The following is a 17,175-nucleotide window of genomic DNA, read 5'->3' on the forward strand; positions in this document are numbered from 1 at the left end:
AACGGAACAGATGGGAATGTGACACGGTGCTGGCGCGAATTTTCGTAATCACTGGCGGCCTGTTGGTTGTCGCGCTTTTTGCGGCGCTGATCGCACCGTTGTTCGTAAACTGGACCGATTTCCGCACCGATTTCGAGCGCGAGGCGAGCCGGATCATGGGCAAGCCGGTCGTCGTGCACGGCAGCGTCGATGCGCGGCTCATCCCCTTCCCGACGGTGACCCTCAACGACGTGCGCGTCGGCGCTGAAGGCGGCGGGGAGCCGCTGATCCAGGTCGCCCAGTTCTCGATGAGCGCAGAGCTCGCACCCTTCTTAAGCGGCGAGGCGCTGATCTTCGACATGCGCCTCGACCGGCCGCGGGCAAAACTGCGGCTGCAGCCGGACGGGACGCTCGATTGGGCGCGCGGCCCGCGCGCGGCGATCCCTGCGAACACCGTCGTGCTGGAAAACGTCGAGATCGTGGACGGCGAGATCGAATTCGTCGACGAGCAGACCGGGCGTACGCGCCGAGTGAGCGATCTTTCCGCCGACGTGTCGGCCCGTTCGCTGGCCGGTCCCTGGAAAGTCGAGGGCCGTGCCGCGCTCGATGGCGAAGCGGGCAGCTTCTCCTTCGTGAGCAATGCGGTGGACGAGGAAGGAGCGCTCAGCCTTCGCGCCCGGCTGACGCCGGACGCGCGCCCCTTCGGCGTCGAGCTCGACGGCGAGCTCAAGGTCGTCGATTTCAGGCCGGTCTATGCGGGCCGCTTCACGCTGACGGAGAATCGGCCGGCCGAGGAGGGAAGAACCGGCCGGGCGCTGCGCATCAATGGCGAGTTCCAGCTCACCAATGAGAGCATCCGCGTGCCGGAATATCATTTCGAGGTCGGTCCGCCGGACGATCCTTATGTCGTCACCGGCGAGGCAACGCTCGATACCGGCAAGGATCAGAAGTTCCTGTTGATCGCCGACGGGCAGCAGATCGACGTCAGTCGGATCGGCAATTCCGGCCGGGGCGGCAAGACCGGTCGCGACCCGGCAGTTTCCCTGCGACAGCGGGTCGAAACGATGATGGCGATTGCCGCCAACATCCCCATCCCGCAGGTGCCGGGCCGTGCGAGCCTGAAGCTTCCGGCGATCGTCATCGGCGATACCACCGTGCGCGACATACGTCTCGACGTCAGACCTGACGGCGCCGGCTGGATCGTCGACAACGCGGTGGCGCTGTTGCCCGGCCGCACGCAGCTGGAGGCCAAGGGACGGCTGAACCTCATGGGGCAGCGCGCCTTTCGCGGCGACATCGTCGTCGCCTCCAATCAACCGTCGGGGCTCGCCAATTGGCTCGCCGGATCGGTCGATCCCGCCATTCGCAAGCTTAAGACGGCGGGTTTTGCCGCGACCGTCAACCTCACCGACACGCTGCAGCAATTCGAGAAGCTCGAAGTGGCGGCCGGCCCAGCGACCCTCAAGGGAAGGCTGGAGCGCCAGTCCTTTGCCGAGCAGCAGCCGACGCTGTCGCTGCAGCTCAAGGGAAACCGCATCGACCTCGAGGCGCTGCAGGCGCTGGCCGGCCTCGTTGCCGGAGATGCTTCGACCGCAACCCTGCTCAATCACGCCATCGCTGCCGAACTGTCCGCCGAGACGTTTTCCGCTTTCGGCGAGGAGGCGCGCGACGTGCAGGCCGTCCTAACGCTCAAGAATGGCCAGTTGCAGGCCGAGCGGGTGGCAATCGGCAACCTTTCCGGCGCCCAACTCGCCTTTTCCGGCCGCGTGAGCGGCGGTTTCGAGAAGCCGGTGATTTCGGCGAAGATGAAGCTTGCCGCCGAAGAGCTGACGCCGTTTTTGGAACTTGTCGGGCGGCACACGATCACCCACCCGGCCCTGGCGCGGCTGATCAGGGCCGGACCCTATTATTCCGCCGCTGCCCTCGACATGACCTTGACGGCGGGCAGCAAGGAGGGCAACGCGCCCTTCACCTTTGGGGTGATCGGCACCGCCAATGGCGGCAAGATTGCCGCCAGCTATCAGGCGCCGGACGTTGCCCAGGCCCTTGCCGGAAAAGGCATATTGCTGGAGGCGACGCTCGAGAACCCGCAGACCCCGGTTCTTCTCGGCCAGGCCGGGCTCGATCCGCTGCCGTTCGATGCGGACGCCAACGGCATTCTCGCAGTCAAGCTGCAGAGCACGGAGGGTTCTGAGGCGAACGGCTCGCTGACCTTCACGACCGAGAAGACGCAGATCGCCGCCAAGGGGACGGTCGACCTTTCGAGGGATCACTATCTCGAGGGTCAGGGCAAGCTGACGCTGCAGACGGAGGATTTCGAGCCCTATCTGCTGCTGCAGGGCATTGCCTTGCCGCAGATGGGCAGCGGGCTGCCCGTGAAGCTGACCGCCGACATCGCAGTCGACCCTGAGAAGGTCGCGCTTTCAGCCATCGAAGGCAGCGCCGACCGGAACGGGTTTGCCGGTAGTCTGACGCTCGACCGCAAGGCGCCCGGCACGGCGCGCGGCGAACTGGCGCTCGATACGATCGACCTTGCCTGGCTCGGCGAAGGGATTCTTGGACAGGTCCACGACCCATCGGCCGGTGGATTGTCGGTGGCGCCCCTCGCGCAGCCCGCCTGGACGGGGCTCGACGTCGCTCTCGACCTCACGGCAAAGCGCTTTTGGCCGGGTGTCTATGGGGAGATTACCAGCTTCCGCGGCAAGCTTGAATGGAAGGGCGATGAACTTGCCTTGAGCGAGGCGGCGGGCGACTGGTTGGGAGGTAAGCTCGTGGGACGGCTGCAAGTCGGCAACGCAAACGGCTCGGGTTTCCTGCGCTCGCGGTTCGACCTGACGGGCGGCGATCTCGCTGCGGCGGGATGGGCGCGGCAGAACGGTCCCGTTGCGACCGGCCGGTTCGACCTTTCCGTCGCGATGGAAGCGTCCGGTGCGACGCCGAAGGCGATGGCAAGTTCGGTCAGCGGCTCGGGCTCGGCGACGTTCAATGGCGTTACGCTCAACGGCATCAACACGGCGGCGCTGCCGCAACTGATGGCGGCGGCCGATGCGATGAAGACCGAGATTTCGCCGGACGCCGTGCGCAAAGCCGCTGAAGAGCTGCTCTTCAATGGCCAATCGGTCGTCGGTACCGTCAAGGCGCCCTTCAGCATCGCCGGCGGAACCGTCAGGGCACAGAACGTCACGGCCGCGGACGGCAATGCTGCCTTCTCCGGCGAAGTCTCCTTCGATCTCCCGGCCGAACGGATAAGCGGTGCGGTCGATCTCACCTTCCGGCCGGGTGAAGAGGCGCTTGCCGGCGCTGAGCCGCGCGTGCGCTTCGGCTATGCGGGACTGCTTGCGGCTCCCGGCGTCAGCGTCGACGTTACCGACCTCGCCAATTTCCTGTCGCTTCGCGCTTACGAAAAGGAGCGTCGGCGGGTGGAAACGCTGCAGGCGAACGTTCTTGAAAAACAGCGCCTGCGCCGAGAGGTGGCGCTTTACAGGGCGCGGGCCGCCGAGCGCGAAGTCCAGCGGCGGCGGGCGATCATCGAGGAGCGCCGGCGCCAGGCGGCCGCGGCCGAAGCGGCGCGGATGAAGGCCGAGGCGATGGCTCGGGCAGCCGAAGCTCGTCGGGCGGCCGAAGAGGAGCGCCAGCGCTTGCGCCAACTTCCGCGGCCGCCAGCGCAGCCTCAAGGTGCTCCGGTCCAAGACGTTCAGCGGAATGCGCCGCCGCCCGCCGGCGAGAACGCCGGCCCGCCGGCGGGGCAGGGGCTGAACTTCGACATGCTGCCCGACATCACCGTGCGGTAGATCAAGAAGTCAGGAAAATGAGGTTGAGCGGCTCAAAGAGATTCCGCGGCCTTTGCCTGGGCTTTTATCCAGGCAAGCACGTATAGCCGCAGCGCCGAGGAGAGGTTTACTTCCCGATTGCGCCCGTCGTCGATCTCCGCGATCAAACGCGCGAGCGGCATGTCGCGGCTCTTGGCGATCGACTTCAGCTCCTGCCAGAAGGGATCCTCAAGCGTGAAACTGGTGCGGTGTCCGTGCAGCGTCGCCGAATGCTTGGCGATCATCCCTGGCCTCACAAGTCGATTCAACGGGTTGGCAATCCGATTCCGGAATCGTTTCCAAGTCCTTGTGGGGGAATCGTTTTTTTAGAGGGCGGCTCAGGCCTCGTCCCCATCGGCAACGGGCCGATCTGGCGATGCCGAGCCTTCCAGTCGGCCCTGATCGAGCGTCTTGGTCGCCTTTTCGTTCAGGGCCGTCGTGAGGGATTTTTCCGTTTTCGTTCGGCCGAAAGAGATCCGATTCTGTTCGGCCTGCGTCTCCCGCCCGGCGCGGGCCTGTCGCTTGCGGAACTGACGCAGGTTGACGACCTCGCCGCTCATGCCACGCTCCGGCGGTCAGTTCTTCTTGCGGAAAGAATCGAGCGAGACGACCGAACCGCCGCCGCCCTTCGGGCCGTCGCCCGCCGGGCTCTTCTGCTCAGCGTCATCGGCCTCGTTGACCGGGTAAGCGGTAATCTCCGCCGATTCCGACTCGTCCTCCTCGCCGGCCGCGACATCGAACTCGAGTTCGAAATTCACCGACGGATCGTAGAAACCGCGAACAGCATTGAAGGGGATGACCAGCTTTTCCGGCGTATCGGAGAAGGAGAGGCCGATTTCAAAGCCGGTCTCGGAAACTTTCAGGTCCCAGAATTGATGTTGGACGACGATCGTCATCTGTTCCGGGTACTTCGCCTTGAGATGTTGCGAGATGCGTACGCCGGGAGCCCCCGTCAGGAAAGTGATGAAGAAATGGTGGTCACCGGGGAGATGGCCGGTAGCGGCGACTTCGGCCAGCACCTTGCGGATGACGCCGCGAAGCGCGTCCTGCGCCAGAATGTCGTAGCGGATGTGGTCCTGGCCCATATGATCCCCGTCTTTCTTCAAATTCACTTTACCGCATGATGGCTCGGATCGAAATCGCGTTTCATACAGCAATTCAATGCCCTATTCGGGGCGGTCGGCGTCAGGCCGTACGTGCCTGGCCATGTTTCGTCTCATTGCCCGTCCAAATCGGACGAGTCAATTAACAAGGCATCTATAGCCGATTTCAGCACGGGGGAGAAGGTGAAGGCTTCTGTTGCCAGGTGCCTTCGGACCCCGCCTTACGGTGCTACCCGGAAGGACTTGATTTGAAGTGCCGCACCGCCGTTAGGCAGCGAGACGTGCTTCAGCATAGTTGTCGTTTGCAACTATAAGTTTAGCCCGATAACGGTGGTACAATGCCGAGCAAAAAGTCGATCTTTACGCCCTTGTCGATCCTATTTCGCCCCCATCAAAAGCCGGTGCAGCGACCGGTTTTTGGTGGAGGCGCCGGGTACCGCCCCCGGGTCCAATGGGTTTATTGCATCGCCCGTTTATTGCCATAGCCGCCCGGAGACGGCTTCTGTCATATAGGTCTTTCAAGCAGCCAAGAAAAGGGGTGAGGAAAGGAAATCAGACGGATAAGTCTCGGGCCTGCGCCTGCCTCCAAAACGCTTGATGTGCTCGAAGAGCGTGCAAAACTTTCCTTGCTGCACGCAGTTCGCGAAGAGTGCCCATTCAGCCAACAAACGTCAGATGGCGGGAAGCATGAACGACTATCCCGCAGACGTACAGAAATACGACAGCAGTGCCGATGTGGCCGTCGCGAACAAAATCGTGCGTCGCCTCGGGATCGCACTTCGAAATCGTGATTCGGCGCTCGTCTCGGCCTCCGATCCCCTGGAGCGGGTCAAAGAGAGGTGGTGCGAGAAGAAGCTCGGCGTCGGCGGGTCGGAGGCAGATGCGGCGATCGCCGCGGCTGCAAAGGCCATGCCGAGGACCGTTCCAAGTCCCGCGTCACCTTCTACTACCTCGTCGCGAAGGAACTCGGCAAACTGCAGACGCTCTGATCGGAGAGGCAGGGGATGGCGGATCCGTCACCATCCCCTTACCTCGGTCGACGCCTTCGGCTCTCCCCCATCCATCTCCATCCTTCCCCAGGCATCGTCGTCCAGCGCTCTCGTCCAGACGTTGCGGGCTTGGCCTGCAATCGTCCTCCATTCTCGGAACATTCGCTGCCGGGCCCGGTTAAGACATCAGGCCGGCGATGCCCGCTGGCGCGGCAAGATCGGCAGGAAGGGAAGGGCACCCCGATGACAACCTCCAAACAACCGAGAACACAACGACCGAGCGACAAGGACCTCAAGCGGGATCCCGGCATCGGTCAGTCCAAGGGCATTCGCGGACCGTCGGACCACGAAAGCCTCAAGCGAAACAACACGATCGAAGGCGATGTGGCGAATGACCCGACGCCGCAAGGCGGTGCCAATCCGGGCCATCGCGGCCGAACGAACAAATGAGCCATCAGGAGATCCGATCATGGTCGGCAGGAAGACGCACGAACAGCAGCAACGGATAATTCAGGGCCGCGAGAAAACATCGAATGCCGGCAAGGACTTCGATGCCGAAGCGGAGCTCAACCGATCGGATGCTCTGCGCAGGGCGGAGCGGAAGGGGCAGAAGCTCGACACGGCGCATGCGGATGCCCGCGAGGAGAACGATCGCAGCATTCTGAGAGGCGAGAACCAGGAAAGCCGGCACCACAAGGACACCGGGCGGTAGATCGCCTCATTTCGGCAATTCTATAGCCTCGCGAAAGCTGAGCGGCAAAGGAGATGGCAATGGCCAACGCCAGTCGTAAGAACATCGGAAAGCCAGACAAGGGAAAGGGCTCCGGCAGCGGTGCCCGCACCACTATGAAAGACGGAATGGTCGGCGAGAGCGACGTATTGTCCAACCGCGACAAGGCACAGCACTCTCAAGCGAGGGGGCTTGACCAGAACGCGACGAAGACAGAGCAATACCAGGACCACGCCGGAAATCGGCGACCTGCGAAATAGAAGGTTAGGGCACTACATTCCGCGGCGCCAGGGCGGCACGAAGCGCCTGTCTTCATAGGATCGCAGATATCCGGTGTGGACGGGCGCGGCGAGAAACCTTGCCTTGAAGTAGGCGAAAGCCTCGCAACGGCAGCCGTGCCGCCTCGGCACCACGCGAATACGCCGCCGGAAATTACCGGGCTTGCCGATCGACTCCATGCGGTCGAGTCGTTCGAGCGTAGCGGGGTCAATCGCATAGAGTTCGCCGCTGACACGCAAGCCGCTGCCGGGCTCATGGAACATCATCGGCGCGAACCACGGTCCAGCGACAAGCATCGGATAGTTCGCTGCGGTGCCATAGGGCCCGAAATAGGCGGCATGCGCCAGGCCGCGCCGATGCAGCGGAAAGCCTTTCTTCAAGGTGCCGAAAATGAAAACGAACTGAGGTCTTTCCATCAAGCGATGGCTCCGATGCGGTGCCCCCTCCAACGTTCAAGATCACCGGCTGTTCCGGGCTCCGCGCGTTCCGCATGCGATAGAAGCGCCAAATCGCGGGAAAACGTCGCCGCGCCAGTGGTTCCCCCATGGCTTACACCTTGGCTTCGTCCTATTTTCAAGGCACGAACGAATCGGCGGTGCGAAGGACCATGCGGCAGTATCTAGAGCTTCTCGACCACGTGATGAGCAACGGAACCGACCGGGGCGACCGGACAGGCACCGGCACGCGTTCCGTCTTCGGCTATCAGATGCGCTTCGATCTCGCCGAAGGCTTTCCGGTGCTGACCACCAAGAAGCTGCATCTGCGTTCAATCATCCACGAGCTCCTGTGGTTCCTGAAGGGCGAGACGAATATCGCCTACCTCAAGGAAAACGGCGTCAGCATCTGGGACGAATGGGCCGATGAAAGCGGCGAACTCGGGCCTGTCTATGGCTACCAGTGGCGGTCCTGGCCGGCGCCCGCCGGCGGCCACATCGACCAGATCGCCGGGCTGATCGAGGGCCTGAAGACCAATCCGAATTCGCGCCGGCACATCGTCTCGGCCTGGAACCCGGCGCTCGTCGACGAAATGGCGCTGCCGCCGTGCCATTGCCTCTTCCAGTTCTACGTCTCGGACGGCAAGCTCTCGTGCCAGCTTTATCAGCGTTCCGCCGACATCTTCCTGGGCGTGCCGTTCAACATCGCGTCCTATGCGCTGCTGACGATGATGGTGGCGCAGGTGACCGGGCTGAAGCCGGGCGACTTCGTGCACACCCTCGGCGACGCGCATATCTACCATAACCACTTCGAGCAGGCGCGGCTGCAACTGACGCGGACGCCGAAGGCGCTGCCGAGGATGGAGATCAATCCGGCGGTCAAGGACATTTTCTCCTTCAAGTTCGAGGACTTTACGCTCTTCGGCTACGAAGCCTATTCACATATAAAGGCGCCCGTCGCGGTCTGAACGCGAATGTACTGGAGTATCGGGCGGCCAGTCACCCGGTGACGCTCAAAAATGCCGGCGAGGACGGGAGGTTCTGATGCTGACATTGATCCATGCACCCTTGTCGCGCTCGTCGCGGATCATCTGGCTGCTCGAGGAGCTCGGCGCCGAATACGAGATTCGCTACGTCAATATTCGCCGCTGGGATGGGTCCGGCGGCCCGGACGAGAACAATCCGCATCCGCACAAGCAGGTGCCGGCGCTGCTGCACGACGGAACGCTCGTCTGGGAGTCGGCCGCCGTCGTGCAATATCTGACCGATCTCTATCCCGACTCAAGCCTCGGTCGGCCGCCCGGCCACCCGGACCGCGGCGCCTATCTTTCCTGGCTTGCCTATTATGCCGGGGTGATCGAGCCGACGGCGCTTGCCCATATTTCCGGCGTGACAGTCAGCAACCCGATGCTGGCGCGCCTCTACACCGAGATGTGCGCGCATGTCATCGATGTCTTGACGCGCCAGCCCTATCTCATAGGCGACAGGATGAGTGCGGCCGACCTGCTGCTCGCAAGCGCGCTCCAATGGATGCGCAAGATCCTGCCGGAAAGCGACGTGATCGACCGTTACATCCACGCCGTGACCGACCGGCCGGCGCTGCTGCGCGCCCGCGAAATCGACAGCAAACCGAGTGGTTTCCATGACTGATGCAAGACCGGAGCCGAAAATCGTCATCGTCGTCGCGGTTGCGACCAACGGTGTGATCGGGCGCGAGGGCGACCTGCCGTGGCGGCTTTCGACGGACCTCAAGCGGTTCAAGGCGCTGACGATCGGCAAGCCGGTTATCATGGGGCGAAAGACCTGGGCGTCGCTCGGCCGCCCGCTGCCAAGCCGGCCGAACATCGTCATCAGCCGCGACCTGAACTTTACGGCCCCGGGAGCCGAGGTCGCCTCTTCGCTCCAGGAGGCGCTCGACAAGGCGCGAGCGCATGCGGCGGAGCTCGGTGCCGACGAGATCTGCATCATCGGCGGCGGGGAGATCTACCGGCAGTCGATCGACCTTGCCGACGTGCTGCACGTGACCGAAGTGCAGGCCGAGGTGGAGGGCGATACGCGCTTTCCGCCGATCGACCCCCAAATTTTCGAGAAGGTCTTCGAGGAGGATCTGCCGCGCGGTGAGAAGGACAGCCATGCGATGCATTTTGTCACGTGGCGTCGCCGCGAAACGCTGCCAAAATAGTCGAAGCCGACCGGTGGCGAATACTCGCTTCGTTCCTTTCCGATCGCGTCGAGAAGCCGTCAACTATTTTTAGCACTTTACGGTGAACTCGCCCGTATCGCGTTGAAAGCAATGCACATGATACCTATAACGGGATCACGTCGTGACCGGCCGCATGTCTGCGGGGCGTCCAGCGAGAGAATTTTCTTTGAAGAGAGGTTTTGATGCCCTGGAGCAATCAGAATGGCGGCGGCGGCCCATGGGGCGGCGGCGGCAATCAAGGGCCATGGGGTCAGGGAAACAGACCGCGCGGAGGCCGGGGCGGCCCGCCGGATCTGGAAGAGATCATCCGTCGCGGCCAGGATCAGCTGAAGAACGTCGTTCCGGGCGGCTTCAACGGTGGCATCTTCGTCATCGTCGGCCTGCTGATCGTCGGCTTCCTGCTGCTGAATTCGATCTACACCGTCCAGCCGGATGAACGCGGCGTCGAGATGCGCTTCGGAAAGCCGAAGGAAGAAATCTCCATGCCCGGCCTGCATTACCATTTCTGGCCGCTCGAAACCGTCGAGATCGTCAAGGTGACGGAGCAGCAGCTGAATATCGGCAGCCGTGTTGGCGCCCAGTCGAGCGCCGGGCTGATGCTGTCCGGCGATCAGAATATCGTCAACGTGCAATTCTCGGTACTGTTCTCGGTCACCGATCCGAAGTCCTATCTCTTCAACGTCGAAAACCCGGCCGACACGCTGCAGCAGGTGGCCGAGAGCGCCATGCGCGAGGTCGTCGGCCGGCGCCCGGCCCAGGACATCTTCCGCGACAACCGTCAGGCGATCGCCGCCGACGTCAAGAACACCATCCAGGCCACCATGGACACCTATGGCGCCGGCATTTCGGTGAACACGGTCGCGATCGAGGATGCGGCGCCGCCGCGCGAAGTGGCTGACGCCTTCGACGAGGTGCAGCGCGCCGAGCAGGATGAGGACCGTTTCGTCGAGGAAGCCAACCAATATGCCAACCAGGTGCTCGGCAAGGCGCGCGGCCAGGGAGCCCAGATCCGGGAAGAGGCGGCCGCCTACAAGGACCGCGTCGTCAAGGAAGCCCAGGGTGAGGCGCAGCGCTTCATTTCGGTCTATGACGCCTATTCCAAGGCACCGGAGGTCACCCGCAGACGGCTTTACCTCGAAACCATGCAGGATGTTCTCGGCAAGTCGAAAAAGGTCATTCTCGACGAGAAGAACGGCCAGGGCGTGCTGCCCTATCTGCCGCTCAACGAAATCGGCAGGCCCGCGCAGTCGGGAGGTACCCAATGATAAACAATCGCAGTTCCATCATCCTCATCGTCCTCGCGGCGCTGCTGGTCGTCGTCTACTCGTCGGTGTTCGTCGTCAATGAGCGCCAGCAGGCGATCGTCGTCCGCTTCGGTGAAATCCGCGACGTGAAGACCGAGCCCGGGCTTTATTTCAAGCTGCCTTTCGCCTTCATGGATGCCGACCGTGTACAATATGTCGAGGACCAGGCGCTCCGCTTCGACCTCGACAATATCCGCGTGCAGGTTTCCGGCGGCAAGTTCTACGAGGTGGACGCCTTCGTGGTCTACAGGATCGCCGATCCCCGCCGCTTCCGTGAAACGGTGTCCGGCGACCGCGAATCTGCAGAAGCGCGTCTTCGCACGCGTCTCGACGCGTCGCTGCGCCGCGTCTACGGCCTGAGGGGCTTCGAGGCGGCGCTTTCGGACGAGCGCGCGTCGATGATGCGCGAGGTTCGCGCCGATCTGCGGGGAGACGCGGAATCGCTCGGACTCAACATCGAGGACGTCCGCATCCGCCGGACGGACCTGACGCAGGAAGTCTCGCAGCAGACCTTCGACCGCATGAAGGCGGAGCGCCTGGCCGAGGCCGAACTGATCCGCGCCCGCGGCAACGAAGAGGGCCAGCGCCGTCGCGCTATTGCCGATCGCCAGGTGGTCGAGATCGTCGCCGAAGCCCAGCGCGATTCGGAAATCCTTCGAGGCGAGGGCGAAGCCGAGCGGACGGGCATCTTCGCAGACGCTTTCCAACGCGACCCCGGTTTCTTCGAATTCTATCGCTCGATGGCGGCCTATACTCAGTCGATCGGAAATCCGGACACAACCGTCGTACTGTCGCCGCACTCCGAATTCTTCCGTTATTTCAACAGCGCGGACGGGGCGGCGGCGCCGCTTTCGCCGACCGTACCGGCAGCGCCTGCGACCGGAGATTGAGCGGACGATGTCCGATCTTTTGACCGGGTTTGCATTTTTCCTGATCATCGAGGGGCTGGTGTACGCACTGGCCCCTTTGGTTCTTGTGGAATTGGCGAAGCGTTTGCCGTATGTCCCGGAGCATCAGCTGCGCCTCGCCGGGCTCACATCGGTGGCGGTTGGCGTCGGACTTGTTTGGTTGCTTCGAGGGTAGTGCGAAATGCCACATACACTGCTGATCCGGTTGGTCGATGCCGAATATGCGATTACCCGCCTGACTATCGGGTCCGCTATTCCGGAGTGGCTGCCCGGGCCAGGGTTTTGGACCGTTTCGAGTTCGCGCGAGGAGATGACGCTCGTCTGCCGTGCCGCCCGTGTCCCTTCGAGCGTCCAGAGCTCGCTTGGCTGGCGCTGCCTCCGCATCGAACAGCATTTCAGCTTCGATGTGCCGGGGGTCCTGTCTTCCGTGCTCCGCCCGCTTTCGGCGGCCGGTGTCGGCGTCTTCGCCAATTCGACCTTCAGCACCGACTATGTCTTCGTTGCCGGTTCCGATCTCGAAAAGGCGGTACAGGCGCTGAAGGAGCACGGCCACGAAATCACCAGCTGATCCGCCGAAGATCAGGAAATCGTGTCTGGACGCTCCGGAAAACCGCCGTATCTTCAACAGAAGATCGTTTGCTGCGCGAAGCAGCCGCGGCAACGCCTTGCGGCAGTGGTATAATTCGCCGAAACGAATGGGAAGGGATCACGTGGTGATCGCGGACGAGCGGAGTCCGTGAACCGTGTGGCGCAACGGAATACAGGAGCACAGCGACTTGTCGAAACGACCCAAGATCTTCCGCGGCCTGGTGTTGGCGGCTGCGACGGCACTGCTCTTTTCCAATACGGCTCTTGCCGAAACGGCGCTGCCGCGGCCGGCGGCCGGGCCGCCCTCGGTCGCCGATCTCGCCGAAAGCCTGCTCGATGCCGTGGTCAACATCTCCATCTCGCAGAACGTCAAGGCCGACGATGACAATGCGCCGATGCCGCAGGTGCCGGAGGGTTCGCCGCATCAGGAATTCTTCGACGAATTCTTCAAAGGGCAGGGCGGCGAGGGCGGGCGCCCGCGGACGGTCAACTCGCTTGGCTCCGGCTTCATCATCGATCCGTCCGGCTATATCGTCACCAACAATCACGTCATCCAAGATGCCGACGATATCGAGATCAATCTCTCCGACGGCACCCGGCTGAAGGCGAAGCTGGTCGGCAACGATACCAAGACCGATCTGGCGGTGCTGAAAGTCGAGCCGAAGAAGCCGCTAAAGGCGGTGTCCTTCGGCGATTCACGAAAGATCAGGATCGGCGATTGGGTCATGGTCGTCGGCAACCCCTTCGGCCTCGGCGTGTCCGTCTCCGTCGGCGTGGTTTCGGCGCGCGGCCGCAATATCAATGCCGGACCCTATGATAGCTTCATCCAGACCGATGCCGCCATCAACCGCGGCAATTCCGGCGGGCCGCTGTTCAACATGCAGGGCGAGGTGATCGGTATCAACACCGCGATCCTGTCGCAGACCGGCATGTCGGTCGGCATCGGCTTTGCGGTGCCGACCGAGCTTGCGATGAACGTCGTCAACCAGCTCAAGGAGTTCGGCGAGACGCGGCGCGGCTGGCTCGGCGTGCGCATTCAGCCGGTCACCGACGATATCGCCGAGAGCCTGAAGATGGACGCGCCGCAAGGAGCGCTGGTTTCCGGCATCATCGAGGGAGGCCCGATTACCAAGGGCGAGATCAAGGCGGGCGACATCATCATCCGCTTCGACGGAACGGCGATCGGCGAAATGCGCGATCTCATGCGTGCCGTCGGCGAAAGCCCGGTCGGCAAGGCCGTCGAGGTCGTCATCATCCGGGACGGCAAGGAGCAGACGGTGCGCGTGACGCTTGGTCGACTCGAGGATGGCGAACACCTGGCGGCCGCCGGAGCTGGCGGGGAACTGAAAAAAGAGAGCGCCAAGCCGAGCAAGCCGCCGGCCGCCACGTTGCCGGCGACGGACGTCGTCCTTGGCATGAAGCTCGCGGTGCTCGACGCCGATCGCCGCAAGAGCTTTGGCATCGCCGAGAATGTCAGCGGCGTCGTCGTGACCGAGGTCCAGCCGAACTCGCCCGCCGCCGAGCGCCGCGTCGAGGCGGGCGACGTCATTGTCGAGGTCGGTCAGGAGGCAATGGACTCGCCGGAAGACGTCACCTCCCGCGTCGGCGAACTGAAGGCCGACGGCCGCCGCAACGCATTGCTGATGATCGCCAGCAAGACCGGCGAGCTGCGTTTCGTGACGGTGCGGATGGAGTAGCGAGGCCCAGTCTTCGAGCTTGCCGGAGAGGGCGCGGGAAATCAGTTCGGTGTCTTTGCGCCCAGCCTCCATTCGTCCGCTGTGATCGTGTAAAGCACGTGGCGCTTCAGATGCTGATGCGTCTCGGGCACGCCCGGATGATCGAAGTCGCGAGATGGGTCCGGCCGCATGCCGATGCGCCTCATCACGGCGATCGACCGCGCGTTCGTCGCCACCGCGAAGGAGGCGATTTCGCCGAGGTTCCTTTCACCGAAACCGAGGTCTACAAGCGCCAGCGCTGCCTCGGTGACGTAGCCTTTGCGCCAATAGGAAACGGCAAGGCGCCAGCCGATTTCGACTGTGCCGTCGGGCAGATGCGGCTCAAGATGGGTGCGGGCCAGCCCGCAGAAGCCGATCGGCACGTCGCCGTCGCGCAGCGCAAGCGCGAAGAAGCCGAAGCCCGTCTCGGCGATGGTGCCGGCATTGCGGTCGAACAGCGCATCGGCCGCCGCCCGGTCACGTCGAAACGGAAAAAATTCCATCACCTTCGGATCGCTGTTGATCTCGGCGAAGAGATCGCGATCGCTCTCGCGCCAGTTGCGGATGATGAGGCGCTCGGTCTTGCCGATGATCACGTCACAAAATCCGTCTTGCGATAGCCCTGGAGATAGAGGAGGGCGGAGAGATCGCCATGATCGATCCGGATCTTCGCCTGTTCGGCAACGACCGCCTTGGCGTGCAGCGCCACGCCGCTGCCGGCAAGCTGCAGCATGCCGAGATCGTTGGCGCCGTCGCCGACGGCGATCGCGTCCGCCGTCGAGATGCCGAGCCGTTCCGTGATGTCGATCAGCGCGTCGACCTTGGCCTGCTTGCCGAGGATCGGCCGGGCGACCTCGCCGGTCAGTGCTCCGTTCTCTTCCAGAAGCTCGTTGGCACGGTTTTCATCGAAGCCGAGCTTTTCGGCGATCGGACCGGTAAAAACGGTGAAGCCGCCGGAAACGAGCGCCGTATAGTGGCCCTTTGCCTTCATGGTGGCGATCAGCTCGCGTCCGCCGGGCGTCAGTGTGATGCGCCTGGCGATCACTTCGGCAATGACCGTGGCGGGCAAGCCTTTCAGGAGCGCCACGCGTTCGATCAGCGCCGGTTCGAAGGCGATCTCGCCGTTCATGGCGCGGGCAGTTATCGCGGCAACCTTTTCCTTCAGCCCGACTTCCGCGGCGAGTTCGTCGATGCATTCCTGGCCAATCATGGTTGAATCCATGTCGGCGATGAGAAATTTCTTTCGGCGCGTCTCGGCATCCTGCACGGCGACGTCGACGGCGGCTCCATCCATCGTGTCCCGCAGCCGCGCTTCGGCTTCAATTGGATCCGTGCCGTCCTTTAGCGCAAGGTCGCAGGCAACGCCATCGGCCAGCCAGTAAAGCCCTGATGCCTCAACGGCTGCGGCCGCCGCCTCAGCCAGCGCGGGGGTGAGAACGGGATTTGACGGATTGGCGATAAGCGTGGCAACGAGAGCCATGATGAAAAACCTTGAACGAGATCTGGACGCGATCCTGATAACCGGGCCGACCGCCAGCGGCAAGTCCGCGCTTGCGGTGGCGCTGGCGAAGCGGCACGGCGGCGTGGTGGTCAATGCCGACAGCATGCAGGTCTACGATACCTTGAAAGTGCTGACCGCGCGTCCCGACGAGCCCGAGATGGGCGGCATCGCGCATTTTCTCTACGGCCATGTGCCGGCCGGGCGTCTCTACTCCACCGGCGCCTGGCTGCGGGACGCCGAGGTCTTGGTCGAGAGACTGCGCGGCGAGGGCAGGTTGCCCGTTTTCGTCGGCGGCACGGGCCTCTATTTCAAGGCGCTGACCGGTGGGCTGGCGGACATGCCCGACATTCCGCCGGCGATCCGGCAGCGGCTGCGACAGCGGCTGACGGTCGAAGGGGCTGCCGCACTCCACGCCGAGCTCGAGCGCAGCGACAGGCAGGCGGCGGCACAATTGCGGCCTGAAGACGGCCAACGGATCGTCCGCGCACTCGAGGTCGTCGAGGCGACCGGCAAGCCGATTCGTCACTATCAGCAGATGCGCGGCCCGGTGATTGTCGATCCGGACCGAGCCCGGAAAATCGTCGTACTGCCCGAACGGTCGCTTCTTCACAGCCGGATCGATCGGCGCTTCGAGGCGATGCTCGCTAGCGGCGCGGTCGAGGAGGTGCAGGCGCTCCTGGCGCTGAAGCTTTCGCCGGACATGCCGGTGATGAAAGCAATCGGCGTGCAGCAGATCGCCGCGATGCTGAGGGGCGAGATGAGGGAGGCGGAGGTGATCTCCACGGGCGCGGCGGCGACCCGGCAATATGCCAAGCGCCAGATGACCTGGTTCCGCAACCAGCTCGATGACAGCTGGCAGCGGATCGCGCAGCCAGACGAAGTTCTCTAGGCGCGTTTCGCTCAGCCGATGCCGTGTTCCCGGAGCACGGCCTCTTCGTCGCCGCTCACCCAGCCGAAGATCTTCGGCTCTCCATTGCGCAGCTGGACAAGATAGTGGACCTCGAAATCGATGACTACATCGGGCCGCCCATCGGCCTCATAGACGGACCGCCAGTCGACGCGGACGAGCGAATGCAGCGGGTCGATCGGCGTTGTCTTGAGGTCGCGGATCTTCAGCTCCTTCGTGCCGATTTCCCTGTAGCGGGCGTAACCCTTTTCCATCGACGCTTTGAGGCTCTGGTCGTTCTTCCCCGCCATGACGCCCGCCGGTGAGGCGGCGATGAAATCGGATGCGAAGGCGAAGGTCGTCTCGGCTACGTCCATTTCCCTGGCGAGCACGCGGTTTGCCATGCTCTCGTAGCGATTGAAAAAGCTACGAAGGATTTCATCCATTGCGTTCTCCTGTCGCGGCGCCGTGCCCGGTTGGTTTGCCGAGGGATCGATCGGCGCCTGCTGGTGCTGAACCAGCCGCCACGCCTTCCCGGTTCGTGCATAGGTCGAGGTGCAATAGGCCGCATAGGGGGCATCGGAGTCGCGTCGGGCGTCGACCCTGTAGGCCAATACGAGGACGCTGTCATTCGGCCGAGCGCTCCTCCGCTCCGTCATCTCCACGTCCAGCCAGCGCGCCGCGCCATCGAGAGCCCGGATGATTTCCACCCCGCCGAGGATGCCCACCGGAGCAAAGGCCATCAGG

At 63.3% G+C, this 17,175-nt stretch carries 20 protein-coding genes, 1 other RNA gene and 1 pseudogene; 14 read left to right on the forward strand and 8 right to left on the reverse strand.

Annotated elements, in window-relative coordinates; translation table 11 throughout:
• The first annotated feature begins 26 nt into the window (after positions 1 to 26).
• Positions 27 to 3,770, forward strand: coding sequence for an AsmA-like C-terminal region-containing protein (locus tag CO656_RS07815; protein WP_037415614.1), 3,744 nt, complete (start codon positions 27 to 29; stop codon positions 3,768 to 3,770).
• A gap of 32 nt (positions 3,771 to 3,802) precedes the next feature.
• Here CO656_RS07815 and CO656_RS07820 read toward each other — a convergent pair whose 3' ends face one another.
• The 4 genes from CO656_RS07820 to ssrA form a co-directional block, all read right to left on the reverse strand.
• Positions 3,803 to 4,033 carry a ribbon-helix-helix domain-containing protein gene (locus CO656_RS07820; protein ID WP_097525357.1) on the reverse strand — a complete coding sequence of 77 codons (231 nt, stop codon included), beginning with the start codon at positions 4,031 to 4,033 and terminating at the stop codon, positions 3,803 to 3,805.
• 93 nt (positions 4,034 to 4,126) lie between these two features.
• Positions 4,127 to 4,348 carry a DUF4169 family protein gene (locus CO656_RS07825; RefSeq protein WP_037415619.1) on the reverse strand — a complete coding sequence of 74 codons (222 nt, stop codon included), beginning with the start codon at positions 4,346 to 4,348 and terminating at the stop codon, positions 4,127 to 4,129.
• A gap of 15 nt (positions 4,349 to 4,363) precedes the next feature.
• Positions 4,364 to 4,873: an SspB family protein gene (locus CO656_RS07830; RefSeq protein WP_037415622.1), complete on the reverse strand. Its 510-nt coding sequence runs from the start codon at positions 4,871 to 4,873 to the stop codon at positions 4,364 to 4,366.
• Between the two features lie 200 nt (positions 4,874 to 5,073).
• Positions 5,074 to 5,430: a transfer-messenger RNA gene (ssrA, locus tag CO656_RS07835) on the reverse strand.
• A 148-nt stretch (positions 5,431 to 5,578) separates the two neighbouring features.
• On the opposite strand from ssrA, the pseudogene CO656_RS07840 reads away from it, so the two are divergent.
• The 4 genes and pseudogenes from CO656_RS07840 to CO656_RS07855 all read left to right on the forward strand — a co-directional run bounded on the left by CO656_RS07840 (position 5,579) and on the right by CO656_RS07855 (position 6,870).
• A pseudogene (locus CO656_RS07840) lies at positions 5,579 to 5,880 on the forward strand (DUF2853 family protein).
• 243 nt (positions 5,881 to 6,123) lie between these two features.
• On the forward strand, positions 6,124 to 6,330 hold the full coding sequence (locus CO656_RS07845; protein WP_097525358.1) for a hypothetical protein: 207 nt from the start codon (positions 6,124 to 6,126) through the stop codon (positions 6,328 to 6,330).
• Between the two features lie 19 nt (positions 6,331 to 6,349).
• Positions 6,350 to 6,592: a hypothetical protein gene (locus tag CO656_RS07850; RefSeq protein ID WP_037415629.1), complete on the forward strand. Its 243-nt coding sequence runs from the start codon at positions 6,350 to 6,352 to the stop codon at positions 6,590 to 6,592.
• Positions 6,593 to 6,651: 59 nt separating this feature from the next.
• A complete protein-coding gene (locus tag CO656_RS07855) occupies positions 6,652 to 6,870 on the forward strand; it encodes a hypothetical protein (protein ID WP_037415662.1) in 219 nt (72 codons plus the stop codon).
• A 12-nt stretch (positions 6,871 to 6,882) separates the two neighbouring features.
• Here CO656_RS07855 and CO656_RS07860 read toward each other — a convergent pair whose 3' ends face one another.
• Positions 6,883 to 7,305: a gamma-glutamylcyclotransferase family protein gene (locus CO656_RS07860; protein WP_179864722.1), complete on the reverse strand. Its 423-nt coding sequence runs from the start codon at positions 7,303 to 7,305 to the stop codon at positions 6,883 to 6,885.
• A 191-nt stretch (positions 7,306 to 7,496) separates the two neighbouring features.
• On the opposite strand from CO656_RS07860, the gene CO656_RS07865 reads away from it, so the two are divergent.
• From CO656_RS07865 to CO656_RS07900, 8 genes are all read left to right on the forward strand, one after another.
• A complete protein-coding gene (locus tag CO656_RS07865; RefSeq protein ID WP_037415665.1) occupies positions 7,497 to 8,291 on the forward strand; it encodes a thymidylate synthase in 795 nt (264 codons plus the stop codon).
• 76 nt (positions 8,292 to 8,367) lie between these two features.
• On the forward strand, positions 8,368 to 8,973 hold the full coding sequence (locus CO656_RS07870) for a glutathione S-transferase (protein WP_037415642.1): 606 nt from the start codon (positions 8,368 to 8,370) through the stop codon (positions 8,971 to 8,973).
• Positions 8,966 to 9,505, forward strand: coding sequence for a dihydrofolate reductase (locus tag CO656_RS07875; protein WP_097525360.1), 540 nt, complete (start codon positions 8,966 to 8,968; stop codon positions 9,503 to 9,505). The genes CO656_RS07870 and CO656_RS07875 overlap by 8 nt, the downstream gene beginning before the upstream one ends.
• A gap of 203 nt (positions 9,506 to 9,708) precedes the next feature.
• Complete coding sequence (hflK, locus tag CO656_RS07880) at positions 9,709 to 10,791, forward strand: FtsH protease activity modulator HflK (RefSeq protein WP_037415648.1); 1,083 nt, start codon at positions 9,709 to 9,711, stop codon at positions 10,789 to 10,791.
• On the forward strand, positions 10,788 to 11,720 hold the full coding sequence (locus CO656_RS07885) for a protease modulator HflC (protein WP_037415651.1): 933 nt from the start codon (positions 10,788 to 10,790) through the stop codon (positions 11,718 to 11,720). Before hflK ends, CO656_RS07885 begins: the two co-directional genes overlap by 4 nt.
• Before the next feature lie 7 nt (positions 11,721 to 11,727).
• On the forward strand, positions 11,728 to 11,913 hold the full coding sequence (locus CO656_RS07890) for a DUF2065 domain-containing protein (RefSeq protein ID WP_012708553.1): 186 nt from the start codon (positions 11,728 to 11,730) through the stop codon (positions 11,911 to 11,913).
• Positions 11,914 to 11,919: 6 nt separating this feature from the next.
• Positions 11,920 to 12,306, forward strand: coding sequence for an ACT domain-containing protein (locus tag CO656_RS07895; RefSeq protein WP_037415654.1), 387 nt, complete (start codon positions 11,920 to 11,922; stop codon positions 12,304 to 12,306).
• Between the two features lie 208 nt (positions 12,307 to 12,514).
• On the forward strand, positions 12,515 to 14,023 hold the full coding sequence (locus CO656_RS07900; protein ID WP_037415667.1) for a Do family serine endopeptidase: 1,509 nt from the start codon (positions 12,515 to 12,517) through the stop codon (positions 14,021 to 14,023).
• A 41-nt stretch (positions 14,024 to 14,064) separates the two neighbouring features.
• On the opposite strand, the gene CO656_RS07905 is transcribed toward CO656_RS07900, so the two are convergent.
• Together CO656_RS07905 and serB are read right to left on the reverse strand one after the other, a co-directional pair.
• Positions 14,065 to 14,637, reverse strand: coding sequence for a GNAT family N-acetyltransferase (locus CO656_RS07905; protein WP_097525361.1), 573 nt, complete (start codon positions 14,635 to 14,637; stop codon positions 14,065 to 14,067).
• Positions 14,634 to 15,521, reverse strand: a complete 888-nt coding sequence (gene serB, locus CO656_RS07910) for a phosphoserine phosphatase SerB (RefSeq protein ID WP_097525362.1) — start codon at positions 15,519 to 15,521, stop codon at positions 14,634 to 14,636. The genes CO656_RS07905 and serB overlap by 4 nt, the downstream gene beginning before the upstream one ends.
• Here serB and miaA point away from each other — a divergent pair.
• The gene (gene miaA / locus CO656_RS07915) at positions 15,520 to 16,431 is read left to right on the forward strand and encodes a tRNA (adenosine(37)-N6)-dimethylallyltransferase MiaA (RefSeq protein ID WP_097525363.1); all 912 of its coding nucleotides are present in this window, start codon (positions 15,520 to 15,522) and stop codon (positions 16,429 to 16,431) included. The genes serB and miaA overlap by 2 nt on opposite strands.
• An 11-nt stretch (positions 16,432 to 16,442) precedes the next feature.
• On the opposite strand, the gene CO656_RS31385 is transcribed toward miaA, so the two are convergent.
• Positions 16,443 to 16,874: a nuclear transport factor 2 family protein gene (locus CO656_RS31385; protein ID WP_179864729.1), complete on the reverse strand. Its 432-nt coding sequence runs from the start codon at positions 16,872 to 16,874 to the stop codon at positions 16,443 to 16,445.
• Positions 16,875 to 17,175: the final 301 nt, after the last annotated feature.

The organism is Sinorhizobium sp. FG01 (assembly GCF_002531875.1).
Lineage (GTDB): Bacteria > Pseudomonadota > Alphaproteobacteria > Rhizobiales > Rhizobiaceae > Sinorhizobium > Sinorhizobium fredii_C.